Origin of the sequence: Kurthia massiliensis, from assembly GCF_000285555.1 — a bacterium.
GTDB lineage: Bacteria > Bacillota > Bacilli > Bacillales_A > Planococcaceae > Kurthia > Kurthia massiliensis.
On the sequence record NZ_HE610996.1, the window covers coordinates 627,638 to 649,935 of the forward strand.

Here is a 22,298-nt window from a genome sequence, read left to right on the forward strand (position 1 = left end):
TTGATACGCTTTATGTGGCATGACAAACACCTCCTTTTTCTCACATTATATTGAGAACAGATGTTCTTTTCAACAAATTGGCACGCACAAAAAGTTTGCGTTTGCATTCATCCCCTCCCTACTCACTCCGTTCCTTGAGGGAGGGGTATTCTGCGAAGAAATGATAAAAGTCATTGCTTTTTTCATTGACGTAATAAGAATAATCTGCGCGATCTGCCACTTTTTGTTTTTTTGCAGTCGCTTTCGCTTTATCGTAAATATAAACATTTTCATTTTTTAAGGCAGCGATATATTTCGTTTTTGTCGCGTTCGCGTTGGCGCAAAAAGATAGTCCTAGCATCATTGGCACAACGACGAGCAGCGATAAAAAGAGCTTTTTCAATGACGGTCACTTCCTTTACCTCGTTCCTTAGTTGTATCGGCCAACCACCAATGTTTTACATTGAATGTTGAATGATGCTTCAGGCATAATGAAAGTATATAACAAAGGAGGCAGAACGATGAAAACAGTTTTTGACTATTTTAACAGTGCGTTACCGATGCACGACTATATCGAGAAAATGACGGTAGAAGTGCTAAAAGAGCGTACGGAAAAAATTTATGAACAATTCGAAATTCCTGCAAATGCTGACCTATCTGGCTTAGAAAATAAAAAAATTTTAGCAATTACAGAGGACTGGTGTGGCGATGCGATGCTCAACAATCCGATTATGCTAAAAATGGCGGAAGCAGCTGGTGCTGAAATGCGTGCCGCTTATCGCGATGAAGATACCGATTTAATCGACCGTTATTTAACAAACGGTGGTCGCGCGATTCCGATTTATTTAATTTTAGATGCAGAAGGTGAGCTTGTTGGCAAATGGGGCCCACGTGCACCTGAATTACAACAACTCGTCGTTGATGGTCGTGCCGGACTTCCTGCGAAAGAAGATGAAGGTTTTGCCGAAGCTGAAAAAGCATTTTACGGTAGTCTTCAACAACGTTACGTTGATGATAGCCAAACGTGGGAATGGGTATACGAAGACATTTTAAAAACGATTCAAGCGCTATAATAAAAAAGGAGCACCCGATATGGGCGCTCCTTTTTTAAATCAACGGCTCTTTCGGATCATATTGGTCAATATGATCCAACAAGCTTAACCAATTGTCTGTATAACGTTGTTTTGATAAATACTCATCTGCATAAGCTTTCGCAGCGACGCTCATTTGACGTACTTTGTCTTCGTTTGTCGCAAGGTCGATCATCGCTTGTGCGAGTGCGTCGACGTTTTCGAATTCGACGAGTACGCCATTTTGTCCGTTAATCATTTCTTGAGCACCGAATGGTACGTCATATGCGATGACAGGTGTACCGTTCGCAAAGGCTTCGCCAATGCTTGCCCCTTGTCCTTCTGTTTTCGACATTACGATTTGCGCTGTCGCTTCTGCAAGGATTGGGTCGATATTGAGTGTGTACTGATTTAATGAGACGGATTTAGTAATTTCCAGTCGTTTCATTTTTTTCATAATTGCTTCTTTACGTGGTTTTAATAACTTACCGTATAGTGAAAGTGTCGCATCAGGTACTGTTTCAAGGACGATTTTAAATGCGTCTAACAACTGCCCTGTCGCATGCATACTATCATATGAAGAAATCGATACGAAATGTTTCGTTTTACGTGAAACATCTGTCGCACAAGACTCGAAATAGTCGGGCATGACGAAGATATTGCCACGATCGCCGACATGTTTTTCTAAATGACGTTTTTGCAGTTCTGTCGTCACGACGATTGGATACCCTTTCGGAATGACTTCTAATAAAGATGCCACGTCTTTTGCGAAGTTCACATCGCCGTTTTCTGGTTGTTCTACTGCTAAATGGCTCGTATGGCGCATGAAAATACGGCTAACATTATCATTTTCAACGAGTTGTAAACGGTCTACTGCAGATGGTTTCTGCGCGATGACGATTGGCTTCACTGCCTCAATTTTCGTTAATTGGTCAATCCAATAAGTGTGGAACGGACGTAATGCGCCGAACACTTCTGCTTTTGAGAACGCCGGGTCGAATAAAAATACCGATTGTTGGCGATCTGTTTCGTTGTTGTACCAAACCGTTAAATAGCAAAAACCGCTGCGTGTGAAATAGCGTTCTTGGTTTCGTTTATTGTTTGCCGGGTGATACAACGTTTCGCGTGCTAAAAAGCCTTCTGGGTGGAATTCACGACGGCTCATGCGGACACGGTTATCGTCAAATTCATCGACGATCATGAGCTGACCGTTTTTATCCCAACGTTTATATTTCGTATAGACGCCATTGACGAAGTAACGTGCTGTTGCGCCGTCATCTTCTACCCAATAGCCTTCTTCAAATTTTTGAATACTATTTTCATAATACGCTTTTTGTTCCGCTGACATCGATTGTTCGTTAAATGCTTCGCGGTAGTAATCGTACACATTTAAAATGCGTACACGATCATCTAATAGGCCGACTGCATGTAGCTCGCGCTCAATTTGTGGATAATCGAATATAAAATCAAATGTTAAAATGACAGGATTGTAGCCATTTTTCACGAATGTATTCGCTTGTTTAAATACAGAACGATTCATCGCACTTGGCTTCGTTGTAACGTTCCACACTGTTAGGAAAATCGTTTTTTTCATCATAGTTCCCCCAATGAAAAAGAGGCTGCGTTGTCACAGCCTCTCATTAGTCGTGCTTTCGAGATGCAGCGAGGCTATCACGAAAGGCCTTTTGTTCTTTTTCAGATAGTTTATTGTACTTTTTCACGAAAGCGCGGTAATTTTTCATGACCGTATTTGTCGGGCCAAACTCACGTAGCTGACCGCCTTCGATCCAAGCAATTTTCGTACAGAAGTTTTCGACTTGTTTCGTGTTGTGGCTGACGAAGAAAATCGTCTTGCCACGTTTTTTATATTCCATCATTTTTGCGAGCGACTTGTCGGTAAACGTTTGGTCACCGACAGATAATGCTTCATCAATGATGATGACGTCTGGATCAGCTGTGACACTAATCGCAAAGCCAAGTTTTGATTTCATACCGCTTGAATATTGTTTCACAGGTTGGTTAATAAAGTCACCAAGCTCTGAAAATTCAATAATTTGCGGCATGACTTCTTCAATTTTTTCTTTACTATAACCCATTAATAAACATTTAAACTCGATGTTTTCTTTACCAGTTAAGTTGTTTGATAAACCTGACTTAATGGCGATGACATTGACGTCGCCGTGAACGATGACTTCACCAGATGTTGCAGGTGTCAGTCCGCCAATAATGTTTGATAGCGTCGATTTCCCTGAGCCGTTAATGCCGACGAGCCCAACGATATCGCCTTCTTCGACAGAAAAGCTAATGCCTTCGATGGCGTCAAATTTGCGACCCTTCTTCTTTTTAAAAGGTAGCAGTAAGTCGGCCAACTGCTCTGTCTTTGACTCATACATCGAGTATGTTTTCGTTACATTTTTTAAAATGACTGATTTTGCCAAAGTAAATCCTCCTAAATGAAGTCAGAGAAGCGTGTTCTAAATTTATAGTGCGCTTTTGAACCGAGATACATAAAGATGAAAATAAGCGCTAAGTTATAAAGCGTTAATTCCCAATGCGTGACGAAGTACCATTCACCGTTTAATAATGCGGCGCGGTAGCCGTTCGCTAAGTAATAAAATGGATTCAGTTGCAATAAATTTGAAAGCCAGTCTGGGAATTTGTCTGAACGGTCCCATAAAATTGGCGAGATGAAGAACATCGCTTGTAGTACAGATTGAATAATAATTTGTAAGTCGCGCACGACAACAGTTAACGTTGACGTTAAAAGCGTAATAGAAAACGCTAGTAGGTAGCTGAGTGGAATAAATAATAACAGTTGTAAGTAATACACTGTTGGGAAATATCCGCAGCACCAGAACACAATCATAATCGCAGCGACAAGTACGAGATGACTGTAAAATTTACTTGTAATAATATAGCTTGGAATGGCGGATAGTGGGAAATTCATCTTCGCAACGGTGCCATATTTTTGATAGATCGACTTTGATCCATCTAAAATCGACTTGTTGATGAAGAACCAAAATGAAATACCAGCAAGCATCCACAATACGTACGGTACATCGCCGTCCATCGGTTGGTTACGATTCATCGCATAACCGAAGACGAACCAGTACATTAGCATTTGAATCGCTGGATTTAATACTTCCCACGCAACACCTAAATAGTTGTTGTTGTTATCGATTCGCATTTGGAACTTTGCCAGACGCTGAATCAAGTAAAACGAGCTCATTTGCTCTTTTACGATTTTAATAAAATCTTTCATCTAAGCCTTCCTCAATTCCACGAAATTAGGTTAAGAATCCACATCATAGTATAACACAGAACAATGTTTTCAACTGTAGAAACATCGCTTTTTGTCGAATATTTCGTTCATGTTTCACATCAAAAATATACTAGAAAAAAAGCGCATTTCTGCAAGAGTCATGACACGTGTAAAAAAAGCTATTATACAACACCGCCTCATTTTGCGTTATAATAGCACTTAGGGTTTTTCAATTCAATCTAGAAAACAGGTGACTGTATGACAAAAGAATGGATCATTACCCTCTTTTTAATCGTCAATAAAATCTTTTTTAACACATTTAAGCTGTCGAAAAAAACGAACAACATCGTCTTTTTATGCGACTTCGGTGACAATGCTGAATATGTCACACGCGAGCTTGGCAAAAGAGGCTACGAAGATGTCGTCGTTTTAAAAACAGGAAAATGTAAAACATCTTTTAAAGACGCTGGTGTACGAGAAATTGTTGCCTTTAAGCCGTCGAAGCCATTTGAATACTTGAAAGGGCTCAAACGACTCGCAACTGCGCGTACCGTTTTCATCGACAACTATGTTGCGATTTTAAGCGTCTGTCATTTTAACGACGACACGGAAGTAATCCAACTCTGGCACGCGGCTGGTGCCGTAAAAAAATTCGGCATGGTGGATCCGAGCCTCACATACCGTACACCGAAAGCGCTTGCCCGCATTCGTAAAGTATATGAAGCGATGGATAAAATCGTCGTCGGCTCACCGTTTATGGCCCAAATTTTTGCGAGAGCATTCCAAAAAGAGAGCAATGCGTTTTTACACACAGGCATTCCACGTACTGATTTCTTCTTTGACGAGAAAGCAAAGCGTGAAACGAGACAAAAGGTATATGCGACGTATCCTGACCTTGTCGGTAAAAAAGTGGTGTTATACGCACCGACTTTCCGTGACAACGAATTAGCGAAGCAACAAATCCCAATTGATTTCGTCAAAATTGCATCACAGCTTGGCGATGACTATCGACTTGTCATTAAATTGCATCCAGCGGTAGAGCATGATTTAAATGCACTCCGTCACCCATATATTATCAATGTTGCAAACAAATTATCGGTCAACGACTTACTGCTTGTTACCGATTTTTTAGTGAGTGATTATTCGTCGATTCCGTATGAATTTTCATTCCTCGGCAAGCCGCAAATTTTTTATCCGTACGATTTAGCGCAATATCAAATGAGCCGTGGTTTTTGGGACGATTATCGTGATGTCGTGCCGGGGCCTGTCGTCGATAGTGATGATGAGCTCATTCATACGATTTTGCATATGGACTTTGACCTTCAGCAGGTTGAACAGTTTGCCGCAAAATGGAACTGCTATTCAGATGGTCATACCGCAGCGAAGCTTGTAGACTACTTATTAAAATAGGAGTGATTTGTAAATGAAGACCGTTCTTACATACGGAACGTTCGATTTACTTCATGTCGGACATATTAATCTTTTGCGTCGTGCGAAAGCCCTTGGTGACAAGTTAATTGTCGCCATCTCTACAGATGAGTTTAATGCGATTAAGCATAAGCAAGCGTATTATCCATTTGAGCAGCGCAAAGCGATTTTAGAGGCGATTCGTTACGTCGACCTCGTCATCCCAGAGGAATCTTGGGAACAAAAAGTACATGATGTACAGCAGTACAACGTGGACACGTTCGTCATGGGTCACGATTGGGAAGGTGAATTTGACTTCTTAAAAGACTATTGCGAAGTTATTTATTTACCACGTACTGAAGGTATTTCTACAACGAAAGTAAAATCAGATTTAAGCGAGCATTAATTAAAAAGAGGAAAAGGAGATGTCCGATCTGGACATCTCCTTTTAATTTAGACGATTGCTGATGATTCTTTGAAAAACTTCGTTAGTTCACCGTTTAAGTCGTGTAAATCTTCGATGATTGAGCTGAATTCTTGTACGAGTCCCGCTTCTTCTTCTGATGCTGCAGAAATTTGCTCGATATTGCCTTGTAGTTTCGATAAGTCGGTTTGGACGCGTTGAATGACTTGCTCGATCTGTGTCGTTGAATGCGCTGTTTGCTCTGATAAATTACGCACTTCTTGGGCAACGATGTTGAAACCTGCTCCGTACTGCCCTGCACGTGCCGCTTCAATCGAAGCATTTAAGCCGAGTAAATTCGTCTGGCGTGAAATGTCTTTGATCATACCCGTAATATCATTCGTTTTCGCCGCATTTTCCATCGCGTGCTCTGCTTGTGTCGTCACTTCTTCACTTGCTGCAGCAAGTTCTTCTGAATGCGACGCAATCGTATGTACTTTATCTTGCAAGTTCGAAACGATCGCATTAACTTGCTCTAAATAACCGTTTATTTTTTGCTCACGGTCAATCGGTAAGCCAATCGCTAACGCCCCTACGACACGATTCCCTTCTCTTAACGGAAATGCAAATGCGTTAATGGCGACACCATACACACTTTCATCGATTAAAACGTCTGCATTTCTTCCCGCAAACGCTGTATACACATTGTTATCTTGTGGATTTACGACTTGCCCATCGATATAACCAGAGTCAACGTTACGCCCTGCTAAATATTTCACGATCGTATCCGTTTCTTTATCGGCAATCGCGACAATTGCTTCGCCTTTCAATACTTGGTGAATATACGGTGCTGCAATTGTTAATGCTTCAACTTGATTCATCCAAAACTCCCCCTATACCCTTCTATACTTTTAGTAAAACATATTTTACTATTTTTTACAAATAAATGGTAATTAAGGTGCCAAAAAGCGCTTTAAGTGAGCAAATTATGATTGCCGCGTTAAAAAAAGCGGCTGGGACAAAACATTTCATTTTCCTTTTTTAACGTTCTAAACAAAAAACCGGAACCGCGCCACAGCACGATTCCGGTTTTTTTATGCTCATTTGAGAGAATGTTTTTACACTTATGTCCCAGCCTCTTTATATTATGCTTCTTTTGTTGAACCTGGTTGATAACGTTTTTTCACTTTTAATGCTAAATAACCGAATGTTAATAAGCTTGAGCCGATTAATACGACTACTAAGAATCCGATATTTTGCCACATGTATGAAATGTCACCTGTTGTCACAGCTGCGCGGAATGCTTCCACCGCATGTGTTAATGGCATAAATTTATTTAATGCTTCAAAGAATCCAGGCGTCATTTCTTTCGGGAATGTACCGCCACTTGAAGTTAATTGTAACACCATTAAAACTAATGCGATAAATCGACCAGTGTCGCCAAGTACTGTTACGAGCAATTGAACGACTGCGATAAATGCGAAACTTGCGATAATCGCAATGAAGTATACCGCCCATATATGTTCTGCTTGTAAGCCTAATGCGAAGTGTACGACTGACACGACGACAACGGCTTGTACGAAACCGATTAATGCTAATACGTTCGTTTTACTCCAATACCAAGCACTTGCGCTCGTCGGATGAATCGCTGGGAATGATACGTTGTAAACCATCGTAATGACGATCGCACCGATTAATAGTGACATTCCTAAGAAGTAAGGTGAGAAGCCTGTACCGTAGTTTTTCACATCACTCTTAATATATTCTTCTACTTTGACAGGTGCAGCTTGCATTTTATATGTTTCTTTCGTTGGTTTCACTTCTGATGCTTCATCATGTGCATCTGCTAATTTTTCTTGTAACGTTTTCGTACCGTCTTCTAATTTTTCTGTACCGTCCGCAAGTGAATCCGAACCGTCGGCAAGTTTTACCGTACCATCTTTTGCACTCACTGAACCGTCTGCTAAATCACCAAGACCGTCTGTTAATTTCGTTGAACCATCGGCAAGTTGATCCATACCACCGACAAGTGAACCTGAACCGTCTTCTAATTCATTCATACCAGACGATAAATCGTTGGCACCTGTTTGTAGTTGACCAAGTCCTCCGTTTAAGTCACCTGCACCACTTGCAAGCGTACCTAAACCTTTCGTTAAATCTGTTGAACCGCTTTGCAGTTGACCAAGTCCTCCGTTTAAATCACCTGCACCACTTGCAAGCGTACCTAAACCTTTCGTTAAGTCTGTTGAACCGCTTTGCAGTTGACCAAGCCCTCCATCTAAACTACGTGCGCCTTTCGTTAAGTCTGTTAGACCACTCGCTAAGTTTGTTGAACCGCCTTGTAATTGGCTAAGTCCTCCGTCTAAACTACGCGCACCTTTCGTTAAGTCCGTTAGACCACTCGCTAAATCTTTCGAGCCACCTTGTAATTGACCAAGTCCTCCGTCTAAGTCAGTAGCACCTGTTTGTAATGACGCTAAACCTGTTGATAATTTTCCAGCACCGTCTTGTAGTTGACCTAAGCCACCGTCTAATTTCACGATACCGTCTTTTAAGCTACCCGCGCCGGCATCTAATTGCGTAGCGCCTTGAATTGAATTGTCCCAACCGGTTGCTAATTCATTCGTACCGCTAGCAACTTGTTTCGCACCGTCTGCAATTTGTGTTGATGCTTGTTGTGCTTGACCGATGCCTTGTGCTAGTTGTGCCGCCATTTGTTGTGCCGATGCATCGACTGCTTTCGTTGACGCTTTCGTCGCTGTAGCCGCTTCATCTACTGATGCTTGTGCATCTGCTGTTTGTTGCGCCGCTTTTAACGCATCGTTCGCTTGGTCCGCTGTTTGCTCTGCACTCGCTAATAACGTTGCTTTTTGGTCTGCTGTTAAGTCCATTTTTTCAATCGTTTGCACTGCCGCATTTGCTTGATCTGCCGCTTGTTGTGCTTTTGCGACTGCTGTTTGTGCTTGTTTTTGAGCTTTCGCATTTGCTGCTGTCACACTTGATGTATCGACAGCTGCTGTTTGCGCTTGTGGATTACCAAGTTTCGTTGATAACGCCGTTGCGAGTTTCGTTAAATCTGACAAGCTGCCACTTAATTGGCCGGCACCGTCAGATACTTGTGTCGCACCAGCATCTAGTTGACCGATGCTTTCTTTTTTCGCTGTTAGTTGACTCACAAGATTTGCCGTACCGTCTTTTAATGACGTGGAACCGTCGACTAATTTTGTTGAGCCATCTTTTGCAGATTGAATACCTTGTTGTAAATCATCTGCACCATCTTTCGCAGACTTCGCACCGTCCGCGAGTTGGCTTGAGCCATCTTTCGCTGAGCTAATGCCATCTTTTAATTGGACAGATCCGTCTTTTGCTGATTTTGCACCGTCTGCGAGTTGACTTGAGCCATCTTTCGCTGAGCTAATGCCATCTTTTAATTGGACAGATCCGTCTTTCGCTGATTTTGCACCGTCAGCTAATTGGCCTGAGCCATCTTTTGCTGAGCTAATACCGTCTGCGAGTTTCACAGATCCATCTTTCGCTGATTTTGCACCGTCAGCTAATTGGCCTGAGCCATCTTTTGCTGAACTAATACCGTCTGCGAGTTTCACAGATCCGTCTTTCGCTGATACTGCACCATCGGCAAGTTTCACGGAACCATCTTTTGCTGAGCTAATACCGTCTGCAAGTTTCACAGATCCGTCTTTTGCAGAACCGATCCCATCGTTAATTTGAATCGCACCGTCTTTTGCAGAAATAATCCCATCGTTTAAGTCGCCTGCACCTGATTTAGCAGATACCGCACCTTTTGATAGCTGAATGATCCCATCTTTTAACGATAAAATCCCATCGTGTAAATCGTTCGCACCTTTATCTAAATCGCCTGAGCCATCTGCTAATTCACCAGCACCGTCTGCAGCGTCGCCGAAACCTTTACCCATTTTTTTAATGCTTTTAAATACTTGCTCTGAGTAAGTTTCTGCTACTTTCGCATTCACTTCTGTACGAATTTTTTCGACTGCTGTGCTCCCTACTTGTGAGGCGATAAAGTTTGCGCCTTTATTCGGGCGATATTCAATCTCCATTTGCTTCGGATGATCGTCGAGTAATGTTCCCGCATTTTTACTAAAATCTTCAGGAATCGTAATCGTTAAATAATATTTATTGTCGTCCATTCCTTTTTCAGCTTCTCTGGCTGATACTTGGTGGAAGTCTAACGATTTATCTTTTATGAGTTCATCTACGAGTTCTTCACCGACATTCAACTTTTTACCACTAATTTCTGCGGGTTTATCTTCATTGACAATTGCGACAGGCACTTTATCGAGCTTGCCGTACGGGTCCCAGAAAGACCATAAAAATGTACCACCGTAAATTAAAGGTACAAGCATAATGGCAACAATAGAGATAAACAGCATCTTCGTTGTAAAAATACTTTTCCATTCTGCCTTAAACACTGTACGTTTCTCCTCCTTTTAATACGAACACTTAAAACTAATTGACCAAATTCTTCAATTGGTCATTTTTTGTTAAAAAAATACGAGCCTAAGAAATGAGCCCCTTAAAGATCGTATTTTGAAACAGTGCAATAATGCGTTCTTCTGTTAGTTCTTGATCGTGATGTGCGTTCCAATCGACAATAACTGCCATATACGCTTTTAATAACAAGTACGCAATGAGCTCTTTATCACAAAATTGAATTTCACCTTTTTGGATTGCCGCTTCGATGCGTTCTTCAACGTATGCCAATAAGTTGCCTTCAATTTGTTTCATGACAGCATGTACTTCTGGCGTATTCATCGAACATTCTTCTTCGATAAGCTTGCCATACAATTTATGCACTTCACGGAATTCTAAAATTTTCATTAGCACGCGATGTGCATTATTCGTAAAGTTATCATCTGGATCGACAACTTGATTTACTTCTATTTTCATATCGTCAATCATTTGCATGACAATTTCTTGGAACAATACGTCTTTATTTTTGAAAAACGTATAAATCGTCCCTTTTCCAACTTTCGCTAGTTTTGCAACTTGCTCCATCGTCGTTGCTTTATAACCGAAAAGCGTAAACGATTGGCGCGCTGCTTCTAATATTTCTTTTTGACGATCCATGTCGTTCAACTCACTTCCAGCTTTTTTGCAAAACTGACCGAAAACCTAATTTGGTCATCCAGTCATTAATTGTATCACTTTTTCGTGAAAATGCAATGTTCTAGCACAAAAAAACGCCACAATATGTGACGTTTTGACAGTGTTTGGATGAACGATGTGACATATCCCACGTTCAATGAAAGTATACGATGTTCTATTTAAAAAAGCGATATGAGCAGTCATCTTTTAAAAATGACTCTTGAATATATAAGAACGCAAAAAAAATAAAGGAAAGCGATTGCCTTCCTTTATTTTTCATCAAGTTGTTGGAATAATGCATGCCACTTTTCATATTGGCTTTCAAATGAATAATGCTGCTTCACGACGTCATAGCCGACTTCACCCATCGCTTTTGCGCGCGCAGGGTCTTTCATCAGTTCAATCATCGCATCTGCTAATGCTTCTACATCACCATCTGGCACAATTGAAGCCATCGCTGGATTGTCATACATTTCTTCCACTAAATAATTAATATCAAACGATACGACCGCCGTTTTATTCGCATACGCTTCAAGCGCAATTAACGACTGTCCTTCGTAGCGTGACGTAATGATCGTAAATTGTGACTCCGCAAATACGCGGTCTGCTTCGGTCGTATAGCCTTTTAAAAAGACATGTTTCGTCAGCTTTAATTTACGAATCAATTTACGCAATGCCGCTTCTTGCTCACCGGTACCGTAAATGTTTAATACCGCTTCTGGCTCATCGCGCACGACATATTTGAAGGCACGAATCGCCAAGTCGACGCGTTTTTCATCTGCTAGACGGCTTACAATCGATGCGGTATACGGTTGTTTTTTAATCATTTGTTCGCGTACGTTCATCGCATGAGAAATGACGTAGTATTCAAAGTTGTCGCCGAAATCTGCTTCTAAATCTTTCTTTTGATGCTCGGTCAGCACAACGACTGGTACGTGTGGTGCGTCATTATCGAATAGTCGTTTATGATTGTCTTTAATGACAGAACCTCGCGTATACGGTGCTTCATACACCGTCGTATGAATCGCGTAAATACGATGTGCGAGCGATGCGTCTAATTGTTGTAATTTATATGCAGAACCTGGGCCATCACAAATCATGTACGGCTTGTCGGTTTGTTGACGTGCAAGCTCTTCTAAAAAGTATTGGTGAAATTCATTGTTATTTTCAAATCCGATTGCTTGTTTCGTATCTGGTGAGAACAACACAACTCGTTGCTGTTTCCCAGTCCCTGAATTAAACCAACGTGCTAAATAACAATGCCCATCCGCTGTGTAGTGAAGAATTTGATTTAATCCACCGTTTTTCGGATGATACGTTGATTTACGAATTAAATAGCCTGCTGGATGGTATTCTTCCGTATAGGCAATGACACGCGTCGTTAAATGATAGTAGTCAATGCTCGCAAGTTTGCCATCCGCGTCCCACTTTTTATGCTTCACGAATTGTCCATTTAAGAAGTACTTCGTCGCATGTGGCTTATCTTGAATTTTATAGCCTTTTTCTTCACGCTTATGCAACTGTTCGTAATGTTCACGGTCTTCGTCGCTTACTTTTTTATCACGCGTCATCTTTTTACGATAATAATCGTAAACGTTAATAATATGTGATGATTTACATAAACGACCGTCCGCATGAAGCGTCGCCTCAATATCGGCATAACCGTATGGCTTATCATCAAGCGTAATAATGTCGCTCGTATATAAGTCATTGTTGAACAGATGTGTACGGCGGAACATGACGCTATTAATGCCACCTTTATCGACATCGACGTCCCATACGAGCATAAATACTTTACGTTTCGTCATTGCCAACCACCTCTATTTACGATTCATACAATCAATAATTAAGTTTGCGACACGCTCTGTTGATTTACCGTCTAAATCATCGAAGAATTTATCAGTAAATGCTGTTAAATCAACAGTGCTGTCAGCGCGGTGTTTGTCCATTGATGCGATCAGTTGATCTGTATCACGTACGACATCCCCCGGTGTAAATTCATCATATGATACGTAGAAATCACGAGATGCTACGTACTCTTCTAAGTCGAAGCAGAAGAAGATCATCGGTTTGTTTAATAATGCAAATTCGAAGCATACAGATGAATAATCGGTAATTAAAATATCGGTAATGAATAAAATATCGTTTACAGAAGGATATTTCGTCATATCTTTAATTTTGTCGCGATATTCTGCTGGAATCTTAAATTTCTTTTTCACGAATGGGTGCATTTTAATTAAAAATACATCGTTTTCGCCAAGTGACGCATACAGTTTATCTAGGTCTAACATTTTCTGTGGGAAATGGGCACTCGTTTGACCATTACCACGGAATGTTGGCGCATACAGTGTAACGTGTTTGCCTTCAAGCTCTGGATATTTGCCGTACATCATCGCTTTTTTGTCTGCTTTGTATTTTTCATCGAAAAATACGTCTGTACGTGGCACACCTGTCGGAATCACTTTTGATTCGTCAATGCCGAAGCCTTCCGCATAGAAAGGTGCTACGTATTTTGAGCTGACGATCGCTTTCGTGTAGTTTTTGTGCGCAACAGATGTTGGTTTCGGACCACCTGGTTTACCCATACGGCTGAAACCGAATGTTTTGAATGCGCCTACTGCGTGCCAAATTTGCACAAGGTCCGCTTTTTTACGAATTTTTAGTGGGTAGATCATCGGATAGTAGTCGTCTACCATGATCACTTTTGATGTTGCGATATTGTAAGCTAATTGAATAATTTCAATGTAACGCTTACGTTTTTTAACGCTCGGTTTTAATAAGAAATAGTATTTGTAATCTTTACGGCGTTGCAATTCATCATAAACCATTTGGAAGTTGTCGCTTAAATCTTTGCGACTATCTGAAAGAATTGAAATTTTATTCTTTTGAATTGGTAATAATGAAAAACATTTGTACATCGCTTGGAAAATTTCTTTTTTAAATTTACGGTCTAACTTTTTCTTAAACGGCTCTTTTTTCTTTGCCTTTGCCATCTGTTTACCTCTTTTCGAAACAAAATCATCCTTAGTCGGATTCCATTAAATGTTGTACGATTTTTTGCGATACGTTTTTCGTATGACTAAAGTTAAATTCCACCATACGTGTCGTATCATAATATTCGCCTTTACGACGTGCATTCAGCCACGTAATAAGCGCTTGTTCATCTTGCAAAATCGTTCCGTCTGAAATATCGTCAAGCGGACGGTATAACCCGCGGCTTGACGTATATTCCGCTAAATCTGGAACGTAGTGTGCAAGTGGTCTCTCAAATAACGCGTATTCAAAAATAGCTGATGAGTAATCGGTAATAAAAGCATCTGCGCGCGGCATCCATTCATTTAACGGATGACTGTAATCGAGCACGATATTCTCAAATTGCGCTAGCTTCTCCCATGCTGCACGGTCCGAATACGGATGTGGCATAACGATAAGCTGAATATGGGGTGCGAGCTGCGGTGCAATATGATGCAACACCGTAAGCCAATCTAAATTAGATTCACTTTGCCGGTCTTTTGCGCGATATGTTGGTGCAATTAACACCGTACATTTTGCACGTTGTGTCGGTGTAAGCGCATCTTCTGGTACGACTTCCTCGCCGAGTAAATCGGTACGTGGAATACCGAGTGGATACACTTTCGATGCGGACATATTAAATGCCTCCGCATAATATGGTACTACCTCTTTAGATGATACGTAAACATGTGAATAATGCATATGCACAGGAACAATTTTTAAATAACGTGAAGATGGCCCGAATTTTGTATCTTTCGTGCTATATCCAAACTTTTTAAAAGCCCCTGCTGCATGCCATAACTGCACGAATTTTGTTTCTTTACGCGGCTTAATTAAATAGACCGGCAAAAAATAATCGTCTAATAACACAATTTTTGCATCCGCAATGACCGGCAGCTCTTTAAAAAGTGCGAGCCCCATTTTTTTCGGTGCTTTTCGAATATCGATGTGCATATTCGGATATTGTGCACGCATTTCACGAACGACTGCTTTTAAATTACCCTCTAGCTTGTTTGAGCGATATGTATAGACGACCATTTTGTTGTCGTCTACTGATTTTTGCTCTAAAACGAAATAGAAGAATCTATAAATTGCTTTATAGATTCTTTGAATAGAGTATTGGATGGTCTTTTTTAGATTTTCCATAACATGACGCTCTTACCCCATGAGCTAGATAAGTCACTTTCAAACGCAGTAATAATATCTTTAACAGATGTTACTTCTTGTGTGTAGCCGACTAATGTAGATAAATATTCAGGGATTTCTGGATGCGCTTTGTATAGGTCCACTGTTTTTTGGAAATCAACAGCACCACTACGGCTTGAACCGACTAATGTTAAGCCTTTTTCAAGTACCATACGTGTGTTAATTTCTACAGGATATTCACTTACACCTAAAAGACATAATGTTGCTTCTGGGTGTACGTGATCGATCATTTGGTCGATTGCGTATTGGCTACCTTTACCGCCAGCACATTCGAATGCGTGATCAACCATGTAGTCTTCTGGAATTTCGTTAATGAAGATTTTTTCGTCAACGAATGAGAAGTGGTCTAATTTATATTGTGTTTTACCGAAGATTGTTACTTTGCAATCTGGGTACATATATTTTAATAATAAGCATGTAATGAAGCCTAAGTTACCATCGCCCCAAACACCGAAAGTACCGCGGCGTTTAATAGCTTTTTGTTCGAAGCGCGCGATTGAGTGTGTAGCGATTGTCACAAGTTCTGTAAACGCTGCAACTTCCATGTTCATATCGTCCGGTAACACGACTAAGCGGTCACGGTTTAAGAAAACGTAATCTTGCATGAAGCCATCGTAACCTGAAGAACGGAACTTACTAGAACGTAAGTAGTTTTCAGCAACGTATGGATCTTCTTCTGTTGGTGTGTTTGGCACCATCACGACTTTCGTACCGACTGCATATTCACCAGTTGGATCGTACGCGACTTCGCCGACACCTTCGTGAATTAGTGCCATTGGTAATTTTTTCTTCATCGCTTCTTCACCACGTGTACCTGTATAGTAACGTTGGTCAGCAGCGCAAATAGAAAGGTGAGTTGGACGTACAACGACGTGGTCAGATGAAATTGCACGGTCCTTATAAGTAACTTCGATTTGACGAGCAGATACTAAACGATAAATTTGGTTAATCATTATTTATCTAAACTTCCTTTTAAAATTGAATTCGCCACGTTTAAGTCGTAAGGCGTTGTTACTTTAATATTATAGCTTTCACCACGTACTAGTTTTACTTTTTCACCTTTAATTGCGAAGATTTTACATGCATCTGTTAAAATTTCTTTCTCGTCTTGCGTTAGGCTATTGTAAAGTTCTTGTAGCTTTTTAATGTTGAAAGTTTGTGGCGTTTGGCCTTGGAACATATGGCTACGCACTGGAATTTGTGTGATGAATTCACCGTCTTGAGATTCAACGATTGTATCGATGGCGCTGATGACTGTATCAACTGAACCGAATTCAAGACCTGCATCGATGTTTTGCTCGATGATGCGGTGTGTTAAGAATGGACGTACGGCATCGTGTGTAATTAAGATGTCTTCGTCATTTAAACCGTTTTGTGCTTCGATTGCACCGATAACGTTCATAATTGTATCGTTACGGTCTGCGCCACCTTGGATCACTTCCACTTTTGGAAGGTCTAATTGGTGTTTTTTCACAAGATCTTTCGTGTATTGTACCCAGTCTTTCGGTACAGCGATGAAGATTTTGTCGATACGGTTATTTAAAATGAATTTTTCTAATGTATGAATAATGATTGCTTTGTCATTTAATGTTAAAAATTGTTTTGGCATTGGTACGTTACCCATACGAGTACCTTTACCACCTGCTAAAATACCTGCATAAATCATGTATAGCACCTCTGTATTTAATATTAATAGTTATATTATTGAAAATGGAATTTTATCTCTAAATAGAATATCATAAAAGCCTTTTAAATACACAAAAACATCGTGTTTGTCATCGAGTTGAAATAGTTTTGAAGGCGTTTTCTTATACTAATAAAAACGTAGAGACAACTAGTTTGGTTCCATCAACCTATTTAGTAGCTTGCTCAGCACGTACTTTTTCAACGAATGCTTCCATACGGTTCATCGCTTCGACTAAAGTTTCGTAAGCGTATGCGTATGTGATACGTAAATAGCCTTCTGCTGCAAATACAGCACCTGGTACGACACAAACGCCACCTTCACGTAATAAACGTGTCGCAAATTCGTGTGATGTCATACCGAATTCTTTAATAGAAGGGAAAATGTAAAACGCACCATTCGGTTTATGCACGTCAAGGCCCATATCGACTAGACGTTTGTAAATGTAATCGCGACGTTCTTTATAAGAAGCTGTCATTGCGATTGGCGCATCTTTTGAACCTGTTAATGCTTCAATTGCAGCATATTGGCTCGGTACAGCTGCACATAAAATGTTGAATGCATTTACTTTTACAGTGACGTCTGTAAGGTGTTCTGGCGCTAAAATAAAACCGATACGCCAACCTGTCATTGAATGTGATTTTGATAAACCTGAAATTAAAAATAGTTTATCTTTTAAGGCTGGATAACTGCCGAATGAACGGTACTCTCCTTCAAATGTAATTTCACTATAAATTTCATCTGAAATAACGTAAATGTCTTGTGTTACTAAAAAGTCGACAAGCTCATTCATACGTTCAACGCTCACTGTCGCACCTGTTGGATTTGACGGGAAGTTGAACATCACTGCTTTCGTTTTTGGCGTAATTAACGCTTTTAATGCTTCAATATCTGGTTCGAAGTTTGTTTCAGTAATGTCTAAAAGAACAGGTTTCGCCTTTGCATAATTAATCATTGGCACATATCCTGCATACATTGGCGCAGAAAGAATGATTTCATCTCCTGGCTCAATAATCGTGCGTAGTACAGCATCGATTGCTTGTGTTGCACCGTTTGTGACTAACACTTCGTTTGCATTGTAATCGCAACCGTAGCGTTCTTTGAAGTACGTCGCTACCACTTGACGCAATTCAAGCAAACCGGCATTCGGAGAGTACGATGTTTTATTTTCTTCAATCGCACGGATACCAGCTTGCTTCACAGCTTCAGGTGTTGGAAAATCGGGTTGACCGATTGTTAAATTTAATGCATTTGGAAAATCTACTAATTGGTTTGAAAATTCACGAATACCAGAGATACGGAGTTCAGTTGCTTCTTTGTTTAATGTTAATGACATGAGTCAATCAATCCTTCTTTTTTATAGGAATGCTGTGTCAATACACAGCTTTTTTGAATTTGCTCTTATTATACAGTTATATGACGTAAAGCGAAATACAAATACTGCACACATAGCAAAATTGTAATTTGTGATGGTACACACCATATCATACCCGTTTCTAGAACATTTAAAAAAGACTACGCATTTGGCGCAGTCTTCCTCATCTCTTTGTGAAAATGTGTGAATTAGTGATTTAAGACAGCTTTTAAGAACTCTTGCGCACGTTCTGTTTTCGGTGCTGTAAAGAATTCATCTGGTGGTGCCACTTCAACGATTTTGCCTTCTGCCATGAAGACGATGTCATCACAAATTTCTTTTGCAAATCCCATTTCATGCGTTACGACAACCATCGTCATCCCTTGATCGGCAAGACCACGAATTGCATCTAATACTTCTTTAACCATTTCTGGGTCAAGCGCTGAAGTCGGTTCGTCAAAAAGCATTACCTCTGGGTCCATCGCGACAGCACGCGCGATTGCGACACGTTGCTGCTGACCTCCTGATAGGCGGTTTGGATAAGCATCAAATTTATTACCAAGACCAAGTTGTGTTAGTAATTCCTTTGCACGCTTTTCTGCTGCTTCTTTTGACATCCCTTTTACTTTCATTGGTGCCATCATGACGTTTTCTAACGCCGTTTTGAATGGATATAAGTTAAAGTTTTGGAATACGAAACCGATATTCGTACGCGCTTTATTAATGTTTGTCTTTTTATCATGAATCGAAATGTCGTTAACGATAATTTCACCGTTGTCGATTGACTCAAGTGCGTTAATCGTACGAATTAACGTTGACTTACCAGCACCACTTGGGCCGATTAATGCAACAACGTTTGATTTTGGAATTTCTAAGTCGATATTTGTTAGTACATGATGATCGCCATAGCTTTTGTTTACATTTTTAATTGAAATCATTTACGGTTCCTCCTACAGTTCATTCTTTTGCATACGTTTTTCGAAGTAACGGATGATTAAAGAAAGTGCGAACGTCATGATGAAATAAATGACAGCGACTGCTGTATAAATTTCAAGTGCTGCGAATGATGATGCAACAATGTTTTTCGCTTTTAGCATTAAGTCAACGCCACCGATAACAGAGATTAACGATGAGTCTTTAATTAACATAATGAATTGAGATGCTGTTGGCGGTAAAATACGACGAATCGCTTGTGGTAGGATGACGTGAATCATCGCTTGTGTATGTGTCATACCGCTTGCACGTGCTGCTTCCATTTGACCTTTCGGCACAGCTTGTACACCTGAACGGAAAATTTCCGCTAAGAATGCACCAGCGAATGTTGATAGACCGATAATTGATGCGGCGTATGTGTTTAACTCAATACCGAATGCTGCATCTAATACGGCACTTAAACCGAAGAAGATCCACATTAATAATACTAATAGTGGCACACCACGCATAATTTCAACATACGCGCCAGCGATGAAACGAATAACAGGGTTTTTAGAAAGACGGCCTAAACCGAAAATGATACCAATTGGTAAACTAATAATCAGGGAAATGAATGAAATTTTGATTGTCAGCCAAGCACCGTATAACAATACGTCCATGTTACCTGTAATGGCTGTCCAATCCCAAGTAAGATTCGACATAATTAACCTCCTATAATAAGCCCGATACGTACCCTCTTATAAATACGTATCAGTGTGGCAAAAATGAAAAAGAAAGGATTTTCATCCCTTCTTCCTCACGCAAACTATTGACTAGTCTTCGTTTTTCACGTTGTCCAACCAGTTAACACTGTTGAACCATTTGTCTTGAAGTTCTTTCTCTTGATCAGAGCCTTTGTATTCTTTTAAGAAATCATTCACGAATTGTAGCATTTCTTTATCGCCTTTTTTCACTGCGATACCAAGATCATCAGATGCTAGTAAACCGTCTAATTTTTTTACTTTGCCTTCGTTTTGTAATGCGTAAATTTGGATTGCTGGTTCATCATAAACAACTGCTTCTACTTTACCTTGTTGTGCTGCAAGAGCTGCTGCAGGGAAGTCATCAAACTCTTGAATTGTTGCGTTTTTAATTTTTTCTTTTGCAACGATGGCACCTGTTGTACCGATTTGAACAGCGATTGTGTTACCTTTTTTATCAACGTCTTCTAAAGATTTAACTGAGCTACCTTTACCAACCATTACCGCTTGGCCTGTTGTGTAATAAGAATCTGCAAAATCTACTGCGCCTTTACGTTCGTCTGTAATTGTCATACCTGCAAGTACTAAATCAACTTTGCCAGATTTTAATGATGGAATTAACGTTTCGAAACCAAGTTGTTTTACTTCTAATTTTGCGCCCATTTTATCAGCGATTGCTTGTGCAACGTCCATGTCATAACCAATCATCGTACCTTTTTTATTAAACATTTCAAATGGATAATAACCTGCGTTCGTACCTACTACTAAAACTTTTTCTTCTTTAGCTTTGTCTAATGTTGAATTACCTGATTTTTCATCGCTACCGCCACATGCTGCAAGCGCTGCTGTGATGACAACGAGTAATAATGCTGCTAACCACTTCTTCATGTATATGTCCCCTCTCGGATATTGTTTTTTTCGAATATTTATTATAATTGAATTATATTTTATTTTTATTCATTTGTCTACATAAAAATTAATAAAAACGTAATTAAATGCGTAGATTATTCATTATTTTTAAGTAATATACAACGTTTTTGCATAAATATTGTGTTATAAAAGAATATATATGCATATTATTTTTTCGTTTTTTTCGCTAATAAACGCTTGTTTTACGGCATTTATTTGAATGTTTTACTATTTTTAGTGAAATAAATGTTTTGTTTATGCATTTTTATGCATATTTATTGTATTTTAGTAGGGGCTTTTATGCAATAAAAAAGTGTTTTTGCGTCATTCATCCCCAAAAACACTTTCCGACCGTTTACATCTTCAACAGTTGCAACATACCTTGCGCTGTTTGCATATGCATCGCCATTGCATATTGCGCCGCTTGTTGTAAAATATTCGCTTTCGTAAAATTCATCATTTCTTTTGCGATATCCGCATCGCGTATACGTGATTCAGCTGCTGTTAAGTTTTCAGCTGTATTCATCGTCACATTGTATGCATGTTCCATTCGATTTTGATAGGCGCCGAAACGTGATCGTTCCATCGATACTTGTTTTATCGCATCGTCCAACATCGAAATCGACGCCTCGGCATCGTCACGCGTTGCAATAGAAGCGTCTGTCAGTCCGATTGCATCTGTGCTCATATCGTTCATCGTCAGTTCAATTGTTTGTCCACTATTTGCCCCGACTTGAATTTTGAGCGTATTCGTCGCATAATCTCCGTTTAATAACGGTCGCGTATTAAACTCTGTATCTTTCGAAATACGCGTCATCTCTTTTTTCAACTCTTGAAATTCGACGTCAATCATCGCACGATCGTCATCTGTTAACGTATCATTCGATGATTGTACAGATAGCTCACGCATGCGCTGCAGTATCGCATGCGTTTCATTAAGCGCACCTTCCGCTGTCTGTACGAGAGAAATACCGTCCTGAATATTTTTCCCTGCCATATTGAGTCCGCTAATTTGCGCACGCATCTTTTCTGAAATCGCCAAACCTGCCGCGTCGTCTCCCGCTCGGTTAATACGGTACCCCTTTGCAATACGTTCAAGTGCTTTCATCGCTAAGTTCGACTGTCGATTCATATTGCCCCATATGTTTAAGCCTTGGCTGTAAAAAAGACCTATTCGCACTACGTCCACCTCCTTTTAACACTTCTTTATAC

At 40.1% G+C, this 22,298-nt stretch carries 20 protein-coding genes; 3 read left to right on the forward strand and 17 right to left on the reverse strand.

Going from position 1 to position 22,298, the window contains the following annotated elements; genetic code table 11:
- Positions 1 to 118 precede the first annotated feature (118 nt).
- Positions 119 to 382 (reverse strand): hypothetical protein, encoded by a 264-nt coding sequence (locus KMHG_RS03400; protein ID WP_010286959.1) that lies wholly within the window; start codon positions 380 to 382, stop codon positions 119 to 121.
- A gap of 118 nt (positions 383 to 500) precedes the next feature.
- Between KMHG_RS03400 and KMHG_RS03405 the strand changes: the two genes are divergently transcribed.
- Complete coding sequence (locus tag KMHG_RS03405) at positions 501 to 1,052, forward strand: thioredoxin family protein (protein ID WP_010286960.1); 552 nt, start codon at positions 501 to 503, stop codon at positions 1,050 to 1,052.
- Between the two features lie 34 nt (positions 1,053 to 1,086).
- Here KMHG_RS03405 and KMHG_RS03410 read toward each other — a convergent pair whose 3' ends face one another.
- Genes KMHG_RS03410 through KMHG_RS03420 form a run of 3 tightly spaced genes read right to left on the reverse strand, consistent with a single transcriptional unit; the run spans position 1,087 to position 4,311 of the window.
- Positions 1,087 to 2,643 (reverse strand): glycosyltransferase, encoded by a 1,557-nt coding sequence (locus KMHG_RS03410; RefSeq protein ID WP_010286968.1) that lies wholly within the window; start codon positions 2,641 to 2,643, stop codon positions 1,087 to 1,089.
- 46 nt (positions 2,644 to 2,689) lie between these two features.
- On the reverse strand, positions 2,690 to 3,487 hold the full coding sequence (tagH, locus tag KMHG_RS03415) for a teichoic acids export ABC transporter ATP-binding subunit TagH (protein ID WP_010286970.1): 798 nt from the start codon (positions 3,485 to 3,487) through the stop codon (positions 2,690 to 2,692).
- Positions 3,488 to 3,498: 11 nt separating this feature from the next.
- Positions 3,499 to 4,311: an ABC transporter permease gene (locus tag KMHG_RS03420; RefSeq protein ID WP_010286974.1), complete on the reverse strand. Its 813-nt coding sequence runs from the start codon at positions 4,309 to 4,311 to the stop codon at positions 3,499 to 3,501.
- Positions 4,312 to 4,569: 258 nt separating this feature from the next.
- Here KMHG_RS03420 and KMHG_RS03425 point away from each other — a divergent pair, with 258 nt between their 5' ends.
- The gene (locus KMHG_RS03425) at positions 4,570 to 5,721 is read left to right on the forward strand and encodes a CDP-glycerol--glycerophosphate glycerophosphotransferase (protein WP_010286977.1); all 1,152 of its coding nucleotides are present in this window, start codon (positions 4,570 to 4,572) and stop codon (positions 5,719 to 5,721) included.
- 13 nt (positions 5,722 to 5,734) lie between these two features.
- Complete coding sequence (gene tagD / locus KMHG_RS03430) at positions 5,735 to 6,124, forward strand: glycerol-3-phosphate cytidylyltransferase (protein ID WP_010286978.1); 390 nt, start codon at positions 5,735 to 5,737, stop codon at positions 6,122 to 6,124.
- Positions 6,125 to 6,171: 47 nt separating this feature from the next.
- Here tagD and KMHG_RS03435 read toward each other — a convergent pair whose 3' ends face one another.
- The 13 genes from KMHG_RS03435 to KMHG_RS03495 all read right to left on the reverse strand — a co-directional run bounded on the left by KMHG_RS03435 (position 6,172) and on the right by KMHG_RS03495 (position 22,218).
- Positions 6,172 to 7,002 (reverse strand): methyl-accepting chemotaxis protein, encoded by an 831-nt coding sequence (locus KMHG_RS03435; RefSeq protein ID WP_010286979.1) that lies wholly within the window; start codon positions 7,000 to 7,002, stop codon positions 6,172 to 6,174.
- A gap of 264 nt (positions 7,003 to 7,266) precedes the next feature.
- The gene (locus tag KMHG_RS03440; protein ID WP_010286980.1) at positions 7,267 to 10,572 is read right to left on the reverse strand and encodes a YhgE/Pip domain-containing protein; all 3,306 of its coding nucleotides are present in this window, start codon (positions 10,570 to 10,572) and stop codon (positions 7,267 to 7,269) included.
- Positions 10,573 to 10,660: 88 nt separating this feature from the next.
- A complete protein-coding gene (locus KMHG_RS03445; protein WP_010286981.1) occupies positions 10,661 to 11,230 on the reverse strand; it encodes a TetR/AcrR family transcriptional regulator in 570 nt (189 codons plus the stop codon).
- Between the two features lie 287 nt (positions 11,231 to 11,517).
- Positions 11,518 to 13,056: a glycosyltransferase gene (locus KMHG_RS03450; RefSeq protein ID WP_010286982.1), complete on the reverse strand. Its 1,539-nt coding sequence runs from the start codon at positions 13,054 to 13,056 to the stop codon at positions 11,518 to 11,520.
- 12 nt (positions 13,057 to 13,068) lie between these two features.
- On the reverse strand, positions 13,069 to 14,241 hold the full coding sequence (locus KMHG_RS03455; RefSeq protein ID WP_010286983.1) for a CDP-glycerol glycerophosphotransferase family protein: 1,173 nt from the start codon (positions 14,239 to 14,241) through the stop codon (positions 13,069 to 13,071).
- Positions 14,242 to 14,272: 31 nt separating this feature from the next.
- The gene (locus KMHG_RS03460) at positions 14,273 to 15,406 is read right to left on the reverse strand and encodes a CDP-glycerol glycerophosphotransferase family protein (RefSeq protein ID WP_010286986.1); all 1,134 of its coding nucleotides are present in this window, start codon (positions 15,404 to 15,406) and stop codon (positions 14,273 to 14,275) included.
- On the reverse strand, positions 15,394 to 16,419 hold the full coding sequence (locus KMHG_RS03465; RefSeq protein WP_010286987.1) for a ribitol-5-phosphate dehydrogenase: 1,026 nt from the start codon (positions 16,417 to 16,419) through the stop codon (positions 15,394 to 15,396). Before KMHG_RS03465 ends, KMHG_RS03460 begins: the two co-directional genes overlap by 13 nt.
- Positions 16,419 to 17,132 carry an IspD/TarI family cytidylyltransferase gene (locus KMHG_RS03470; RefSeq protein WP_010286988.1) on the reverse strand — a complete coding sequence of 238 codons (714 nt, stop codon included), beginning with the start codon at positions 17,130 to 17,132 and terminating at the stop codon, positions 16,419 to 16,421. Before KMHG_RS03470 ends, KMHG_RS03465 begins: the two co-directional genes overlap by 1 nt.
- A 187-nt stretch (positions 17,133 to 17,319) precedes the next feature.
- Complete coding sequence (locus tag KMHG_RS03475; protein ID WP_010286989.1) at positions 17,320 to 18,486, reverse strand: aminotransferase class I/II-fold pyridoxal phosphate-dependent enzyme; 1,167 nt, start codon at positions 18,484 to 18,486, stop codon at positions 17,320 to 17,322.
- Between the two features lie 227 nt (positions 18,487 to 18,713).
- The gene (locus KMHG_RS03480; protein ID WP_010286990.1) at positions 18,714 to 19,442 is read right to left on the reverse strand and encodes an amino acid ABC transporter ATP-binding protein; all 729 of its coding nucleotides are present in this window, start codon (positions 19,440 to 19,442) and stop codon (positions 18,714 to 18,716) included.
- 12 nt (positions 19,443 to 19,454) lie between these two features.
- Positions 19,455 to 20,138, reverse strand: coding sequence for an amino acid ABC transporter permease (locus KMHG_RS03485; protein WP_010286992.1), 684 nt, complete (start codon positions 20,136 to 20,138; stop codon positions 19,455 to 19,457).
- A gap of 111 nt (positions 20,139 to 20,249) precedes the next feature.
- Positions 20,250 to 21,065: a transporter substrate-binding domain-containing protein gene (locus KMHG_RS03490; protein WP_010286994.1), complete on the reverse strand. Its 816-nt coding sequence runs from the start codon at positions 21,063 to 21,065 to the stop codon at positions 20,250 to 20,252.
- Between the two features lie 376 nt (positions 21,066 to 21,441).
- Positions 21,442 to 22,218, reverse strand: coding sequence for a flagellin N-terminal helical domain-containing protein (locus tag KMHG_RS03495; protein ID WP_044504300.1), 777 nt, complete (start codon positions 22,216 to 22,218; stop codon positions 21,442 to 21,444).
- Between the last annotated feature and the right edge of the window lie 80 nt (positions 22,219 to 22,298).